The following is a 15,018-nucleotide window of genomic DNA, read 5'->3' on the forward strand; positions in this document are numbered from 1 at the left end:
AGCTCAGATGGCCAGATACCGGTTGCGCAACGTCTCGTCGGCGAGCACATCCCCCGCCGCGCCGTCGAAGACCACCTCGCCCATGTCGAGGATCACCGCCCGGTTGGCGAGTTCCAGCGCCGCGACCGCGTTCTGCTCGACGATGATCGTGGTGATGCCGCGCTGCTTGATGTCGTGCACGATGCGCTCGATCTCCTTGACGATGACGGGCGCCAGCCCCTCGTAGGGCTCGTCGAGCAGCAGCAGCTTGATATCGCGCACCAGGGCGCGGGCGACGGCCAGCATCTGCTGCTCGCCACCCGAAAGCGTGGTGCCCTCCTGCTTGCGCCGCTCGGCAAGGCGCGGAAAGTGCTGGTAGACCTCCTCGATGGCCCAGCCGCGCGGCTCGGCGATGCGGGCGAGCTGGAGGTTCTCCTCCACCGTCAGGCCCGGGATGATGCGCCGGTCCTCCTGCACGAGCTGGATGCCGAGGCGGGCGGCCTGGAAGTCCTTGAGCGTATGGACGGGCTGGCCGGCGAGCCAGATCTCGCCGGACCTGAGTTCCGGGTCGCCGGCGCGCGCCAGCGTCCGCAGGGTCGAGGTCTTGCCGGCGCCGTTGCGGCCGAGCAGGGCGACGACGTCGCCCTCGGCGATATCGAAGCTGACGCCCTGCACGATATAACTCTCGCCGTAAAAGGCGTGGATGTCGCGGACGCTGAAATAGGCCTGCTGCTCGACGGCGGCGACAAGGGGCATGGTCACGGCGTTCATGCGTGTCCTCCTCCCAGATAGGCTTCCTGCACCTTCGGATCCCCCCTCACCTGCTCGGGCGGGCCGTCGGCGATGATGCGGCCCTGGGCGAGCACGGTGATGCGGTCGGCCAGGGAGAACACGACATGCATGTCGTGCTCGATGATGACCTTGGTCATGCCCCTCCCCTTGAACTTCTTCAGAAGATCGATCGTGGAATTGGTGTCGTGGCGCGACATGCCGGCCGTCGGCTCGTCGAGCAGAAGCAGCTTGGGGCTCTGGACGAGGCCCATGGCCAGCTCCAGCCGGCGCTTGTCGCCGCGCGACAGGCTGGCGGCGACCGCGCCGGCCTGGCCGGCAAGGCCGACATCCTCCAGCCAGTGCATCGCCTCGTCGCGAATGTCGGTGCGCCGCGCCATCGGCCGCACGGCGTTCAGCCGGAACGCGCCGTCCCGCTTGGCGAAGGCCGGCACCATGACGTTCTCCAGCAGCGTCAGGTCCGGGAATATCTCCGGCGTCTGGAAGACGCGCACGACGCCCATCTGGTTGATCTCGTGCGGCTGCTTGCCGGTGATGACCTGGCCGCCGAAGACGACCGCGCCGCTGTCGGGCGCGATGCGCCCGATGCAGACATTGAGAAGGGTGGACTTGCCCGCGCCGTTCGGCCCGATGATCGCATGGGTCGTGCCCTCCTCGACCTGCAGGTCGACGTCGGACAGGGCATGCAGGCCCCCGAAGCTCTTGTGTACGTCCGCGACATGCAGGACCACGTTGCGTTTCGACATCGTTCTACTCCGCCGGCTGGATTTGCGTTGATGTGGCCTTGATCTTCCCGTCCGGCGGCCGCCGGAACAGCGCATAGAGGCGCCGCAGGCCTTCCATGATGCCGCCGGGCAGGAAGATGACGATGAGCATGAACACCACGCCGAGCGTCAGGTTCCAGCCGTCGCCGACGAACAGCGAGAAGAAGGCGACGATCGGGTCCTCGATCATGTCGGGCAGGAAGCCGAAGACGGTGTGCAGCACCGTGTCGCTGAAGGCGGAGAAGATGTTCTCGAAATACTTGATCGCCGCCGCGCCGAGCACCGGCCCCACCAGCGTGCCCGCCCCGCCGAGGATGGTCATCAGCACGACCTCGCCCGATGCGGTCCACTGCATGCGCTCGGCGCCGACCAGCGGGTCCGTCGCGGCCATCAGCCCGCCCGCCAGCCCCGCATACATGCCGGAGATGACGAAGGCGGCCAGAAGGTACGGCCGGGTGTTGAAGCCGGTATAGCGCATGCGCATCTGGTTGGACTTGATCGCCCGCAGCATGAGGCCGAAGGGCGAGCGGAAGATGCAGAGCGAGATGAAGAAGCAGACGATCAGCGCGATGGCGCACAGATAGAAGCCGGCATAGCCGCCGCCGCTGATGTTGAGCGCGAAGAGATTGACCCGCGGCAGGCCGGCGGCCGGCTCGAAGAACAGCGCGTCGATCATCCGCGGATCCTGCAGCGACAGTTGCAGCCCGGTTTCGCCGTTGGTCAGCGGCGTCAGCACCGAATAGGCGAGGTTGTAGCTCATCTGCGCGAAGGCGAGCGTCAGGATGGAGAAGTAGATGCCCGACCGCCTCAGGCTGATATAGCCGATGGCGAGCGCGAACAGCGCGGCGAAGACCACCGCCATGACGATCGCCGGGATGGCGTTCATCGTGAAGAGCTTGAACGACCAGACCGCCGCATAGGACCCGACCCCCAGGAAGGCCGCATGGCCGAAGGACAGGTAGCCGGTGAGGCCGAAGAGGATGTTGAAGCCGATGGCGAAGATGCCGAAGATGCAGAACTTCTGCATGAGCGCGGGATAGGCCGCGCCGATCGGCTCAAGGAGGATCGGCAGGCAGAGCACGGCGAGGGAGAAGCCGGCCAGCAGCAGCCAGTCATTGCGCGTTGGGTTGTTGAACATGGCTCACTCCTCCATCATGCCCTTGCGGCCGAGCAGCCCGCGCGGCAGCGTCAGCAGAATAACGACGGCCACCAGGTAGATGACGACGTGGTCGATGCCGGGCAGGAGCGCCTTGACCTCGTTCATGGAGGCGAAGGACTGCAGGATGCCGAGCAGGAAACCCGCCGCCACCGCGCCGCCGAGCGAGCCCATGCCGCCGACCACGACGACGACGAACGACAGGACCAGGAACTCCATTCCCATGTGATAGTCGGGCGGCAGGATCGGCGTGTACATGACGCCGGCGACGCCCGCCACCACGGCCGCAAGGCCGAAGACCACCGTGAACCGGCGCTCGATGTCGATGCCGAGGAAGCCGACAGTCTGGCGGTCGTGCATGCCGGCGCGCACCACCATGCCGTAGGTCGTGAAGCGCAGGAAGGCGAACACCGCCGCGATCACCGACACGGAGAACAGCAGGTAGACCATGCGCCACAGGGGATAGGCGAGCGTCTGGCCGAGGCCGATGAGGCTGCCGACATAGACGGTTCCGCCCAGCGCGTCGGGCGCCGGCTGCGGGATCGGGTTGGCGCCGTAGAAATGCTTGATGACCTCCTGGATGACGATGGCGAGGCCGAAGGTCACCAGGATCTGGTCCGCATGGTTGCGCTTGTAGAAATAGCGGATGAGGCCGCGCTCCATGACGATGCCGACCACCAGCATCACCGGTATGGCGAAGAGGATGGAGGCGGGCACGGAATAGTCGTTGAGCACCGCGCCGAAATCGCCCAGCCACGCCTCGACATAGGGCGTGCGGACCTCCAGCGGGCTTCCCCAGGCGGTCGTCTGCGCCGGATCGATGACGACGCTTTCCAGATTGAGGAGCTTGTTGAAGGTGACGGCGCAGAACGCGCCCAGCATGAACAGGGCGCCGTGGGCGAAGTTCACGACGCCGAGCGTTCCGAACACGAGCGTCAGGCCAAGCGCGATCAGGGCGTAGGCCCCCCCCTTGTCCAGTCCGTTCAGTATCTGCAGCAGTATGGCATCCATTCTCGTACGCCCATGTTGAAAGCCTAGACCGGGAAGGAGCCGGCCGCGCGAAGGCGGCCGGCTCAAGGTTCGTCAGGTCAGCACTGCTTGGGATCCGACGGGCCGAGCTCGCCGCCGAAGATGGCCGGGTCGTAGGTCAGGTCCTCGCGCGGCACGACCTTGACGACCTCCATCAGGTCGTACTTGTCCTTCGGGTTCTCCTTGCCCTTCACCACCACGCAGGACTTCATGCACTGGTGGTCGTCCGCCCTGTAGAGCGTCTTGCCGTTGCCCATCCCGTCGAACTCGAAGCCTTCGAGCGCCTTGATGACGGCGGGGGCGTAGAAGGTGCCCGCGCGCTCGCAGGCGTCCGCATAGAGGAGCGCCTGGACGTAGCAGGTGTGGGCGGCCTGCGACGGCGGGGAACCGTATTCGGTGCCGAACGACTTGGTGAAGGCCTTGGTGGCGTCGTCGTCGAGCTTCCAGTCCCAGTTGCCCGTGCCGTAGATGCCCTTCACGGCGTCGCCGGCGCCCTGCGCCATCAGTTCGGAGAAGAGCGGCACGACGATCTCGAACTTCTTGCCGTTGACCTCCTTGTCGCGCAGGCCGAACTGCACGGCCTGGGTCAGCGAGTTGACCATGTCCTTGCCGTAGTGGTTGAGGATCAGCACGTCGGCGCCCGAATTGAGGACCGGCGTGATGTACTGGGAGAAATCCGCCGCGCCGAGCGGCGTGCGGACGGCCTTGACGGTCTCCCAGCCGAGCGCCTCGGTAGCGTTCTTGATCGATTCCTCCTGCGTCCAGCCCCAGGTGTAGTCGGCCGTCAGGTGGTAGGCCTTGCGGTCCTTGCCGTAGGCTTCGCCGATGACCGGCGCCAGCGCCACGCCCGACTGGTAGGCGTTGAAGAAGTGGCGGAAGCCGTAGCGCTTCTTGTCCTTGCCGGTCGTGTCGTTGGAATGGGTCAGGCCCGCCATGAAGATGATGCCGAGTTCCTGGCACAGGCCCTGCACCGCGACGGCCACGCCCGACGACGAGCCGCCCGAGATCATGATGGCGCCGTCGCGCTCGATCATGCGCTTGGCGCCGTCGCGCGCGGCGTCCGACTTGGTCTGCGAATCGCCGTGCACATAGGCGACCTTCTTGCCGAGGATGCCGTTGCCCTTCAGGACGCTCGGCTTCATCGTGTTGAGCATGCCGCCGTCGCCCTCGCCGTTGAGGTGCTTGACGGCGAGCTGGAACGCCTTGAGCTCGTCCGCGCCTTCGTCGGCATAGGCGCCGGTCAAGGGCACGTTCCATCCGAAGGTCACGGTATCGCCCTTCGGGACATTGCAGGACATGTCATCGGCATAGGCGCCGCGGATGAAATGCATCGGCGCGGCAAGGCTTACGCCCAGCGCCGCGCCCGTCTTGAGAATGAAACGACGATTCACGTTCACGAATTTCATTGTTGCCTCCCATTGTGGGGCGCCGGCCTCCCGCCGCCGCCGGTTGAGCCGTGCTCTCCCTCCCACAACCTTCCGCGCGTTTTGTAACTATTGCAATAAGTCTTTGGTTTTAAATGCAAATTCTGTAAATTTCCGTTCTTGCCAGAGATTGGTTTTGTCATTAATTTACAAGCCGGACAGGGAGGCGTCCCCGCATGAGCGAGAATCTCGCCGGACTGAAGATAAGGGCGCAGCGCAAGCGGGCCGGGCTGACGCAGGGCGAGCTTGCGCGGCGCGCCGGGATTTCCGCCTCCTATCTCAACCTCATCGAATTGAACAAACGTTCCATCGCCGGCGCGCTCATCGACCGGATCGCGGCGAGCCTCGGCATCGACCGCTCGGAACTCGACGACACGTCCGAGCGGCGGTCGATGGATTTCCTGCGGGAACTGCTGGCCGACCCCGAATTCGCCGCGTCGGCGGGCCATCCGCAGAAGGTCGAGGAGTTCGTCGGCCGCCATCCCGACTGGGCGAACCTGTTGCTGCGGGTCTACCGGGGGTTCATCGACCGCGGACAGGCGGTGGTCGCCCTCGCCGACCGGCTCAACCGCGATCCGTTCCTCAGCGAGAACGTCCACCGGATCCTGACCAGCGTGACGGCCGTCCGCTCGGCCTCCGAGATCCTCGAGAACTACGACCAGCTCAAGCCGGCCGAGCGCGACCGTTTCATCGAGATCATCGCCGCCGATAGCCAGAAGCTGTCGCACGCCGCGCGGTCGCTGGCGCAGTTCTTCGACAATCCCGAGGTCCGCGTGACCTCCGGCACGTCGACGGAGCAGGTCGACGCCTTCATGCTGGAATCCGACAATTATTTCCCCGCCCTCGAAGCGGTCGCGGCAGAGCACCTGCGCCGGCACGAGCAGGACGCGCCTTGCGCCGCGCCGCGCCGGCCCTGGGAGGAGCCGGCCGCCGAAACCGTCCAGTCCAGGCGTTTTCGGCTGGCGAAGGAGGCCTCCGCCGCTGCGGCGCGGCCGGCGATCGAGGCTCTCGTCGACGCCCACCCCGCCCTCGTCTCCACGGAAGCGCGTTCCTTTGCGGCGTCGGCGCTGCATGCCTATGTCGCCGCGGCGATCCTGATGCCCTACGACGCCTTCCTCGCCGCCGCCGAGCGCGTCCGCTACGATCTCGACCTCCTGTCGCGGATGTTCGACGTGTCCTACGAACAGGTCGCGCACCGCCTCGCGACGCTGCGCCGCCCGGGCGCCGAGGGCGTGCGATTCGCCTTCATGCGCTCCGACCCGTCCGGCTACGTCACCAAGCGGCTCCCCTTGCCGCGCCTCCCCCTGCCGCGCCACAGCAATGCCTGTCCGCTCTGGGTCATCTATACGGCCTTCCAGGCGCCGGGAACGGCGGTGCGGTCGTTCGGCGAACTGCCGTCCGGCGACCGTTTCCTCTTCGTCGCCCGGGCGGTCGAGAAGATGCCCCAGTCGATGACGGCCCCACGGCGCCTGCTGTCGGTCATGCTGGTCTGTTCGTCCTCCGAGGCGTGGCGCGTCGTCTACGGCGACGGGATCGACCGCAGCGATCCGAAGGCGATCCTGCCCGTCGGCACCTCCTGCCGCCTGTGTCCGCGGCCGGCCTGCAGCCATCGCCAGGAGGCGCACCTCTTCGCGTGAGCGGCAACAAAAGGGTATCCCGCCGGCGCGCAATGCGTATAGGATGAAACGAGAATGCTGAGTGAAGGGGAGGTCGCGGGGCATTGTCGAGGACACGCGTGCTCATCGTCGAGGATGAGCCGAACATCATGGAATCCCTGAGCTTCATCCTGCAACGCGCCGATTTCGACATCGACACCGCGCCGGACGGGACGGAAGCGCTCCGGCAGTTGCGCAGGCACGCCTATTCGGCGCTGATCCTCGACCTCATGCTGCCGGGAATCAGCGGGCTCGACGTGTTGCGATCGGTGCGTTCCGACAAGGCGCTCGAGGCCCTGCCGGTGATCGTGCTGTCCGCCAAGGGGCAGGCCGCCGACCGCAAGGCGGCCGAAGCGACCGGCGCCACGGCCTTCATCACCAAGCCCTTCTCCAACGCCGACGTCCTCGACCGGGTCCGCCAGCTCACGGGAGGATGACGTGAAAGCCAGGCAATCCGACGGCCAGCGCTTCCGGGACCTCGCCGTCCTCCTCCCGATAGCCACGGCATTGCTGCTGATACCGCCGCTGATCCGGATATTCGCGACACCCGCCATGCTCGGCGGCATTCCGTTGATCGTCGTCTATATCTTCGCCGTCTGGGCCGTCGCCATCGTGGTCGCCGCCATCGTCGCCCGCCATGCGCACCAGGCGCCCGCCGACGATCCGCAGGAGCGCCCCGACACGACCGGGCGACCATAGACCATGCTGCCGGTCAATCTGGTCGTCTTCGTCTGCCTTGCCTATGTGTCGCTGCTGTTCCTCGTCGCCTTCGCCGGAGACCGCAAGGCCTCGCGCGATCCGTCGGGCTGGCTGTCCTCGCCGCTCGTCTACACCCTGTCCATCTCCATATACTGCACGTCGTGGACCTTCTTCGGCGCCGTCGGCTCGGCGGCGCGCAGCGGCGCGGAGTTCGTGACGATCTATCTCGGGCCCGTCGTGGTCTTCGCCGGCTGGTGGCTTTTCCTGCGCAAGCTGGTCACCGTCGGCCGCGTCTACAACACCACCTCCATCGCGGACCTCATATCGGCGCGATTCGGCAAGAGCCCCACCCTCGGCGTGCTGATCACCGTCATGGCCCTCGTCGGCACCACGCCCTACATCGCCCTGCAGCTGAAGGCCCTGACGTCGAGCTTCCAGGTGATCACCTTCCCGGCCGGCGCCGTCGTCGCCGCGAGCGTCGAACTGGAGCCGGATTTCGTCACCGCCTTCTGGGTCGCGGTCGGCCTTTGCGTCTTCTCCATCCTGTTCGGCGTGCGCAACATCAACGTCAACGAGCGCCACCACGGCGTCATCGCCGCCATTGCGGTGGAAGCCCTGGTAAAACTCTGCGCCCTCGTCGCCGTCGGCGTCTGGGTGGTCTTCGCGCTGGCCGACACGCCGGCCGCCGTCTTCGAGAATGCGCCGGTCAGCCTCTCCAATGCCGACAGTTTCGGCACGCGCTGGGTCGCCCTGTGCTTCCTTGCCGGCGCCGCCGTCATCTGCCTGCCGCGCCAGTTCCAGGTGACCGTGGTCGAGAACACCTCCGAGCAGCAATTGCGCACGGCCTCCTGGCTGTTCCCGCTCTACCTCTTCCTGATCTGCCTCTTCATCCTGCCGATCGCGATTGCCGGATTGCGGTTCCTGCCGCAGGGCTCTGACCCGGACCTGTTCGTCCTGACGCTGCCGCTTACCGCAGGGCAGGACGCGATCGCGCTGCTCGCCTTCCTCGGCGGCTTCTCCTCGGCGACCTCCATGGTCATCGTCTCCTCGATCGCGCTCTCGACGATGATATCGAACCATATCGTCATGCCGATCGCCGTCGGCCTCGGCCTGGTCCAGGCCTCCGCCGGCGGCTCGACGACGCGCAGCTTCATCCTGCGCGTGCGGCGCACGAGCATCTGCGTCATCATCATGCTGGGGTTCATCTATTTCTGGCTGAGCGGCACGTCCGGGGCGCTCGCGGCCATCGGGCTGATCTCGTTCTGCGGCGTGGCGCAGTTCCTGCCGAGCCTCGTCGGCGGCCTCTACTGGCGCCGCGCCACGCAGGCCGGCGCCGTCACCGGCCTGTCGGCGGGGTTCATCGTGTGGTGCTACACGCTCTTCCTGCCGAGCTTCGAAGGCTCGTTCCTGATGTCGGCAGAGGCCATCGAGAACGGCCTGTTCGGCTGGTTCTGGCTGAAACCCCACGCCCTGTTCGGGCTCACGGAATTCGATCCGCTCGTGCATGCCCTCTTCTGGAGCCTGTCGATCAATGTCGTGCTTTTCGTCGGCGTCTCCCTGCTGACGGAACCGACGCCGCTCGCCCAGTTGCAGGCGACGCTCTTCATCGACGTCTTCCGGCGGCAGACCGAGAGCGAGCTCAGCGTGATCCGCCGCACCGCGCGCGTGTCGGATCTGCGGCAGGTCGCCGGCCGCATCCTCGGGCCGGAGGAAACGATCCGGCTGTTCCAGGACGAGGACAGCCACGAACGGTCCTCGATCGCCAGCGACGAACTCATCTCGCTGGTCGAGGCGAGGCTTGCGGCCAATGTCGGGGCCGCCTCGGCCCGCTCCCTCGTCTCGCAGGTCGTCACGAGCGAGACGATCGGCGTGGAGGAGCTGAAGCGGCTCGCCGGCGAGGCCGAGCAGATCCGTGCCTACTCGGCCGAGCTCGAACGCAAGTCGCGCCAGGTCGAGGCGACGGCCGCCGAGCTGGCGAAGGCGAACGAGCAGCTGCGCGAAATCGATATCCGCAAGGACGAGTTCCTTAGCCAGGTCAGCCACGAGGTCCGCACGCCGATGACCTCGATCCGCTCCTTCAGCGAGATCCTGCTGGAGCACAGGGATCTCGACGAACCGCGCAAGCTGCATTTCCTCGGCATCATCCAGTCGGAGAGCTTCCGCCTGACCCGTCTCCTGGACGGCATCCTCGACCTCAACATGCAGGACCCCGGCGAACAGGCCTGGGACGAGGAAGCCTTCGACCCGGAGGCCGCGATCGACCATGCCGTCGAGACCTGCGAACCGCTGGCGCGCGCAGCCGGAGCGAGGATCCGGCGCGGCCGGCGAACCCGCAACCTGCGGGTCATGGGCAGTCGCGACCGCCTGACGCAGGTTTTCATCAACCTGATCTCCAACGCCATCAAGCACAATCCGAACCCGGCGCCGGAAGTGGTGGTCTCCGCTTCGCGAAGGGGCGCGAACTACGAGGCGCGCGTCAGGGACAACGGCCCCGGCATCGACGCGGACCACCGCGAAAGCATCTTCAGGAAATTCTTCCGCGGCAATGCCGCCGTGGCGAGCGGCGTCGGCCTGGGGCTGCCGATCAGCCGGAAGATCGTCAACCGCTTCGGCGGCGAGCTCCGCCTTTCGGACAGGAAGGCGCCGGGCGCCGAATTCATCGTCCGGCTGCCGACCTGCCGCGCGGCGGATGACGAGATCTGAACGGCCCGGCGAACGCGGACGTCCGGCGCTATTCTATCGTTTCCCCCGGATAGACGCCCCAGAGCTTGTCCTGCGCGACATAGCCGCTTATCGCCTGGCGGCGCGTGGCGACGCGGCACCACGAACCGTCGCAGCCGCGGATGTCGAGGAGAACGCCCGGCTGCATGCGGGCGACCTCACCGGAAGCACGCGCCGGTCCCCTGACAAGCGGCACGTTGGTCTTGAGCCAGGGCGCGACGACCGCCGTCCGCCTGCCGGACAACAGGGCGGCATGCATCCAGCCGCTCGTGCCGGCACCGTCGCGCACGCGCCGCCAGTTGCCCCATTCGCCGACGATCTCGAGCGGCGTGCCGGCGCGCTGGTAGATCCACAGAATGCTGTAATTGGTGGACGGCCCCACCCGCATGCGCGCCCTTTTCGACTTCAGCGAGACGAACCGCGGTATCGGATATCCCGTGGAGCGGCCGAGCGTGTAGCCCGACATCGGGCCCGCGGCGGCGGCCGGCACGCCGCCCGTCATCCAGACCCCCGCCAGCACGCCGGCAAGGAAAGACAGGGAGAGGCAGGCCGTCTTGCGGATTCTCATCAGGGGTCCAGCCAATCCGGTCAGTTGCAATCCGCGGCACGCTCGAGCGCCGCGGTGACGCCGGCCAGCGAGAAGACGTAGCGGGTTTCCGTTCCCCGCACCGAGGTCGCCTCCACGACGAGCGAGGCGCCGCGGCGCATGGCCTTGACCAGCTCGCCCTCGCGGCTTTCCTTCAAGGTCCAGGCCGTGTTGCCTCTCGGCGTCATGTGGAAGGTCTTGTCGCCGACGCGGGCCGTCACGCCGGCCTTCGCATCGATCCTGTAGCCGAATCTGGCTTGCGGCACCCAGTGCGCCGTCTCGCCCCGCGAGCGCAGGACCATGAGATAGTTCTTCCCGTGGTTGACGTTGGAGGGCGACAGGCTGCGCGGTATCGTCAGGACATAGCAGCGCTCCTTGCCGCCCCCGGGATAGGAGTAGACGCCCCAGTCGTCGATTTTCTTGACCAGCGAAGGCTGTGCAAAGGACGGCGTGGCGCCAAGGGCGGCGACCAGCGCCACGAGGATCGAGCGGGCAAGGGACATGCTTCCTCCATGAATCCGGCGTGGAAAGGCGCGTCGGGCGATGCCCGGTGCATCCCGAATAGGGGCTGCAGACGGTTATCAAAGGATTAACCGCGGCGATGTTTCCCGTCGCAAATCCCGTCGGCGGCCCTATGCCTTCCGCAGCATCTCGATGATGGCGGAGAAATCCCGGCCGCCGTTCCCCTCCGTCTCGAAGGTCTCGTACAGGCGCGCGGCCGCCGCGCCGAGCGGCGTCGTGGCACCGCAGGCATCGGCGACTTCCTGGGACAAGAGAAGGTCCTTCAGCATCAGGGCGACGGCAAAGCCGGGCTTGTAGCCGTTGTTGGCGGGCGAGGACGGAACGGGGCCGGGCACCGGGCAATAGGAGGTCAGCGACCAGCACTGGCCGGAGGACGCCGACGCGACGTCGAACAGCGCCTGGTGGGAAAGGCCGAGCCTTTCGCCCAGCGCGAAGGCCTCGCCGACGGCGATCATGGAAATGCCGAGGATCATGTTGTTGCAGATCTTGGCGGCCTGGCCCGCGCCGTCGGACCCGCAATGCACGATCTTCCTGCCCATCGCCTCCAGCAGCGGCCCGGCGGCGGCGAAGGCCTCGGGCGTGCCGCCCACCATGAAGGTGAGCGTGCCGCCGGCAGCCCCTCCCGTGCCGCCCGAAACCGGCGCGTCGAGCGAGGGGCACCCCGCCGCCCGGGCGATGTCGTGCACCCGGCGCGCGCTTGCCACATCGACGGTCGAGCAATCGACCTGGAGGGTCCCGGCGGCAACGAGGCCGGCCAGTTCCTCCCAGACGGCGACGACATGCTGGCCCTTCGGCAGCATGGTGATCACGGTGTCGGCGCCGCGCACGGCCTCGGCGAGGGTGGCGAAAGGCGTGACGCCGGCCTTCGCGGCGGCGGCGAGCGAGGGTTCTGACAGGTCGAAGCCGGAGACGGCGTGTCCGGCCCTGACGAGATTTGCGGCCATCGGGCCGCCCATATTGCCCAGACCGATGAATGCGACATTTGCCATGCTGATCGTCCTTCGTGGCGACGGGTGGGGTTGCGGCCGGATCAACGCTCCGCCAGGATCATCGCGGCGGCCTTCTCCGCGATCATGATCGTCGGCGAATTGGTGTTGCCGGAGGTGATGCGCGGCATGACGGAGGCATCGGCGATGCGAAGCCGGCCGAGCGCCCGCAGCTTCAGGTGCGGGTCGACGACGCTTTCGGGATCCGCCCCCATCCGGCAGGTGCCGGTCGGATGGAAGATCGTCGTGCCGATGGCGCCCGCCGCCCGTTCGAGGTCCGCGTCGGTCTCGAAGGCGGGGCCGGGCTTGTATTCCACCGGCCGGAAGCGGGCGAAGGACGGCTGCTGCACGATGCGGCGCGTCAGGCGGATGGCGCTGACGGCCACGTCGCGGTCGCTTTGCGCGCTGAGATAGTTCGGGCGGATCTGCGGCTGGAGCGCGAAGTCCGGCCCCCTGACATGGACCGAACCGCGGCTGTCGGGGCGCAGGTTGCACACGCTCGCCGTCATCGCCGGGAAGGGATGGACGCCCTCGCCGAACTTTTCGAGCGATACCGGCTGGATGTGATATTGCAGGTCCGGCGTCTCCTTGTCCGGTCCCGAGCGGGTGAAGATGCCGAGCTGGCTCGGCGCCATCGCCATGGGGCCGGAGCGCTTCACCAGATATTCGAGCCCGATCGACGCCTTGCCGAGCAGCGTGCTCGCCTTCTCGTTCAGCGTCGGCACGCCGGTGACCTTGTAGACCAGCCGAAGCTGGAGATGGTCCTGCAGGTTCTCGCCGACGCCGTCCACCTCCCTGACGACCTCGATGCCCGCCTCCTTCAGCACCGCGCCGCGGCCAATGCCGGAGAGTTCGAGAAGGTGGGGGGAGCCGATCGCGCCGGCGCTCAGCACGGTCTCGCGCGTGGCATAGGCCGTCTTGACGATCCCCTCGTGCAGGAACTCGACGCCCTTGACCTCGCCGCCCTCGACGATCAGGCGCCGCGCATGCGCCTTGGTGAGGACCGTCAGGTTGGATCGGCCCCGCGCCGGCCTGAGGAAGGCCTTGGAGGTGTTCCAGCGGATGCCTGAGCGCTGGTTGACGTCGAAATAGCCGGAGCCCTCGTTGTCGCCGCGGTTGAAATCCTCGGTCTCGGGTATGCCGACTTCGCCCGCCGCCTTCTGGAACGCGTCGAGCACCGCCCAGCGCACGCGCGCCTTCTCCACGCGCCATTCCCCGCCCCCGCCGTGCATGTCGCTCGATCCCTTGTAGAAATCCTCCGACTTGCGGAAATAGGGCAGCACGTCGTCCCAGCCCCAGCCGGTGCAGCCGAGCTGGCGCCACAGGTCGTAGTCGCGCGCCTGGCCGCGCATGTAGATCATGCCGTTGATCGAGGAACAGCCGCCGAGCACCTTGCCGCGCGGATAGTTCAGCGCCCGGCCGTTGAGGCCCGCCTCCTTCTCGGTGGAAAAGCACCAGTCGGTGCGCGGGTTGTTGATGCAGTAGAGATAGCCGACCGGGATGTGGATCCAGTGGTAATTGTCGCTTCCGCCGGCCTCCAGCAGCAGCACGCGATTGCCGCGATCCGCCGACAGCCGGTTGGCAAGGACACAGCCGGCGCTGCCGGCTCCCACGACGATATAATCGAACTGTTCCATGTCGAACTCCAAGCAGCATCCTTCCAGCGGGCCGCACGGGCCCGCGGGGTCTCTCCGTTTCCTTCTCGTGGGGGCCGGCTCCGGCGCCCTGCCGCGCAGGGTCGCCTAGAAGCCGAGCTTCCTGCCCAGCCGCGAGGCGTAGAACTCGCCCACGATGCCGCGACGGAAGAGCAGCACGCAGGCCATGAAGACGATGCCGGTGACGATCGTGACCGGGAAATCGGACGTGGCGAGGTAATTCTGCAACGTCACGACCAGTCCGGCGCCGACGACCGGTCCGATCATCGTGCCGATACCGCCGAGCAGCGTCATCAGGATCACCTCGCCCGACATCTGCCAGCCGACATCGGTGAGCGTGGCGAACTGGAACACCAGGGCCTTGAGGCCGCCGGCAAGGCCCGTCAGCGCCGCCGACATGACGAAGGCGCCGAGCTTGTAGCTGCCGACCGAGTAGCCGAGCGAGATCGCGCGCTGCTCGTTCTCCCGGATCGACTTGAGGATCATGCCGAAGGGCGAGTTGACGAAGCGCCAGATGATCGCCATGCCGATCAGGAAGACGACGAGGACGAAATAATACATGCTGGTCGGCCGGTTGAGGTCGATCAGGCCGAACAGGTGGCCGCGCGGCACCGACTGGATGCCGTCCTCGCCATGGGTGAAGGTCGCCTGAAGGCAGAAGAAGTAGAACATCTGCCCCAGCGCCAGCGTGATCATCGCGAAATAGATGCCCTGCCGGCGGATGGCGAAGAACCCGACGACGAGGCCGAGCAGCGCGGCGCCCGCCACGCCGATGAGGATGCCGGCCTCGGGGGTGACGCCCCACGTCTTCATCGCATGCGCGGTGAAATAGGCCGCTCCGCCGAAGAAGGTGGCGTGGCCGAAGGAGAGCAGGCCGGTATAGCCGAGCAGCAGGTTGAAGGCGCAGGCGAAAAGCGCGAAGCACAGGAGCTTCATCAGGAAGATCGGGTAGAGGAACAGCGGCGCGGCGGCAAGGCACCCCACCGCCACCACGAGCAATGCCACATGGAGCATGGAGGCGGTGCGCTCCGGCCGGCCGTTCGTCGCCATTTT

The 15,018-nt window shown here is 66.9% G+C and carries 14 protein-coding genes; 4 read left to right on the plus strand and 10 right to left on the minus strand.

Annotated elements, in window-relative coordinates; genetic code table 11:
- Nucleotides 1–3: 3 nt before the first annotated feature.
- From AB3G45_RS06605 to AB3G45_RS06625, 5 genes are all read right to left on the minus strand, one after another.
- On the minus strand, nt 4–750 hold the full coding sequence (locus AB3G45_RS06605; protein ID WP_367829802.1) for an ABC transporter ATP-binding protein: 747 nt from the start codon (nt 748–750) through the stop codon (nt 4–6).
- Complete coding sequence (locus AB3G45_RS06610) at nt 747–1,514, minus strand: ABC transporter ATP-binding protein (protein WP_367829803.1); 768 nt, start codon at nt 1,512–1,514, stop codon at nt 747–749. Before AB3G45_RS06610 ends, AB3G45_RS06605 begins: the two co-directional genes overlap by 4 nt.
- 4 nt (nt 1,515–1,518) lie before the next feature.
- Nucleotides 1,519–2,670, minus strand: coding sequence for a branched-chain amino acid ABC transporter permease (locus AB3G45_RS06615; protein WP_367829804.1), 1,152 nt, complete (start codon nt 2,668–2,670; stop codon nt 1,519–1,521).
- A 3-nt stretch (nt 2,671–2,673) separates the two neighbouring features.
- Entirely contained in the window at nt 2,674–3,699 is a 1,026-nt protein-coding gene (locus AB3G45_RS06620) for a branched-chain amino acid ABC transporter permease (protein ID WP_367829805.1), read from the minus strand.
- Nucleotides 3,700–3,776: 77 nt separating this feature from the next.
- Nucleotides 3,777–5,123, minus strand: a complete 1,347-nt coding sequence (locus AB3G45_RS06625) for a substrate-binding protein (protein ID WP_367829806.1) — start codon at nt 5,121–5,123, stop codon at nt 3,777–3,779.
- Between the two features lie 194 nt (nt 5,124–5,317).
- Between AB3G45_RS06625 and AB3G45_RS06630 the strand changes: the two genes are divergently transcribed.
- From AB3G45_RS06630 to AB3G45_RS06645, 4 genes are all read left to right on the plus strand, one after another.
- Entirely contained in the window at nt 5,318–6,778 is a 1,461-nt protein-coding gene (locus AB3G45_RS06630) for a short-chain fatty acyl-CoA regulator family protein (RefSeq protein WP_367829807.1), read from the plus strand.
- Between the two features lie 83 nt (nt 6,779–6,861).
- Nucleotides 6,862–7,233: a response regulator transcription factor gene (locus AB3G45_RS06635; RefSeq protein WP_367829808.1), complete on the plus strand. Its 372-nt coding sequence runs from the start codon at nt 6,862–6,864 to the stop codon at nt 7,231–7,233.
- A 1-nt stretch (nt 7,234) separates the two neighbouring features.
- Nucleotides 7,235–7,495, plus strand: a complete 261-nt coding sequence (locus AB3G45_RS06640; RefSeq protein ID WP_367829809.1) for a hypothetical protein — start codon at nt 7,235–7,237, stop codon at nt 7,493–7,495.
- Nucleotides 7,496–7,498: 3 nt separating this feature from the next.
- A complete protein-coding gene (locus AB3G45_RS06645; protein WP_367829810.1) occupies nt 7,499–10,198 on the plus strand; it encodes an ATP-binding protein in 2,700 nt (899 codons plus the stop codon).
- Nucleotides 10,199–10,226: 28 nt separating this feature from the next.
- On the opposite strand, the gene AB3G45_RS06650 is transcribed toward AB3G45_RS06645, so the two are convergent.
- The 5 genes from AB3G45_RS06650 to AB3G45_RS06670 form a co-directional block, all read right to left on the minus strand.
- Entirely contained in the window at nt 10,227–10,784 is a 558-nt protein-coding gene (locus tag AB3G45_RS06650; protein WP_367829811.1) for an SH3 domain-containing protein, read from the minus strand.
- Nucleotides 10,785–10,804: 20 nt separating this feature from the next.
- Complete coding sequence (locus AB3G45_RS06655; protein WP_367829812.1) at nt 10,805–11,305, minus strand: invasion associated locus B family protein; 501 nt, start codon at nt 11,303–11,305, stop codon at nt 10,805–10,807.
- Between the two features lie 129 nt (nt 11,306–11,434).
- Nucleotides 11,435–12,313 carry a 3-hydroxyisobutyrate dehydrogenase gene (gene mmsB, locus AB3G45_RS06660; RefSeq protein ID WP_367829813.1) on the minus strand — a complete coding sequence of 293 codons (879 nt, stop codon included), beginning with the start codon at nt 12,311–12,313 and terminating at the stop codon, nt 11,435–11,437.
- 41 nt (nt 12,314–12,354) lie between these two features.
- A complete protein-coding gene (locus AB3G45_RS06665; protein ID WP_367829814.1) occupies nt 12,355–13,947 on the minus strand; it encodes a GMC family oxidoreductase in 1,593 nt (530 codons plus the stop codon).
- Between the two features lie 105 nt (nt 13,948–14,052).
- On the minus strand, nt 14,053–14,979 hold the full coding sequence (locus AB3G45_RS06670; RefSeq protein ID WP_367829876.1) for a branched-chain amino acid ABC transporter permease: 927 nt from the start codon (nt 14,977–14,979) through the stop codon (nt 14,053–14,055).
- Between the last annotated feature and the right edge of the window lie 39 nt (nt 14,980–15,018).

The sequence above is a fragment of the Shinella sp. S4-D37 genome (assembly GCF_040812195.1).
Lineage (GTDB): Bacteria > Pseudomonadota > Alphaproteobacteria > Rhizobiales > Rhizobiaceae > Shinella.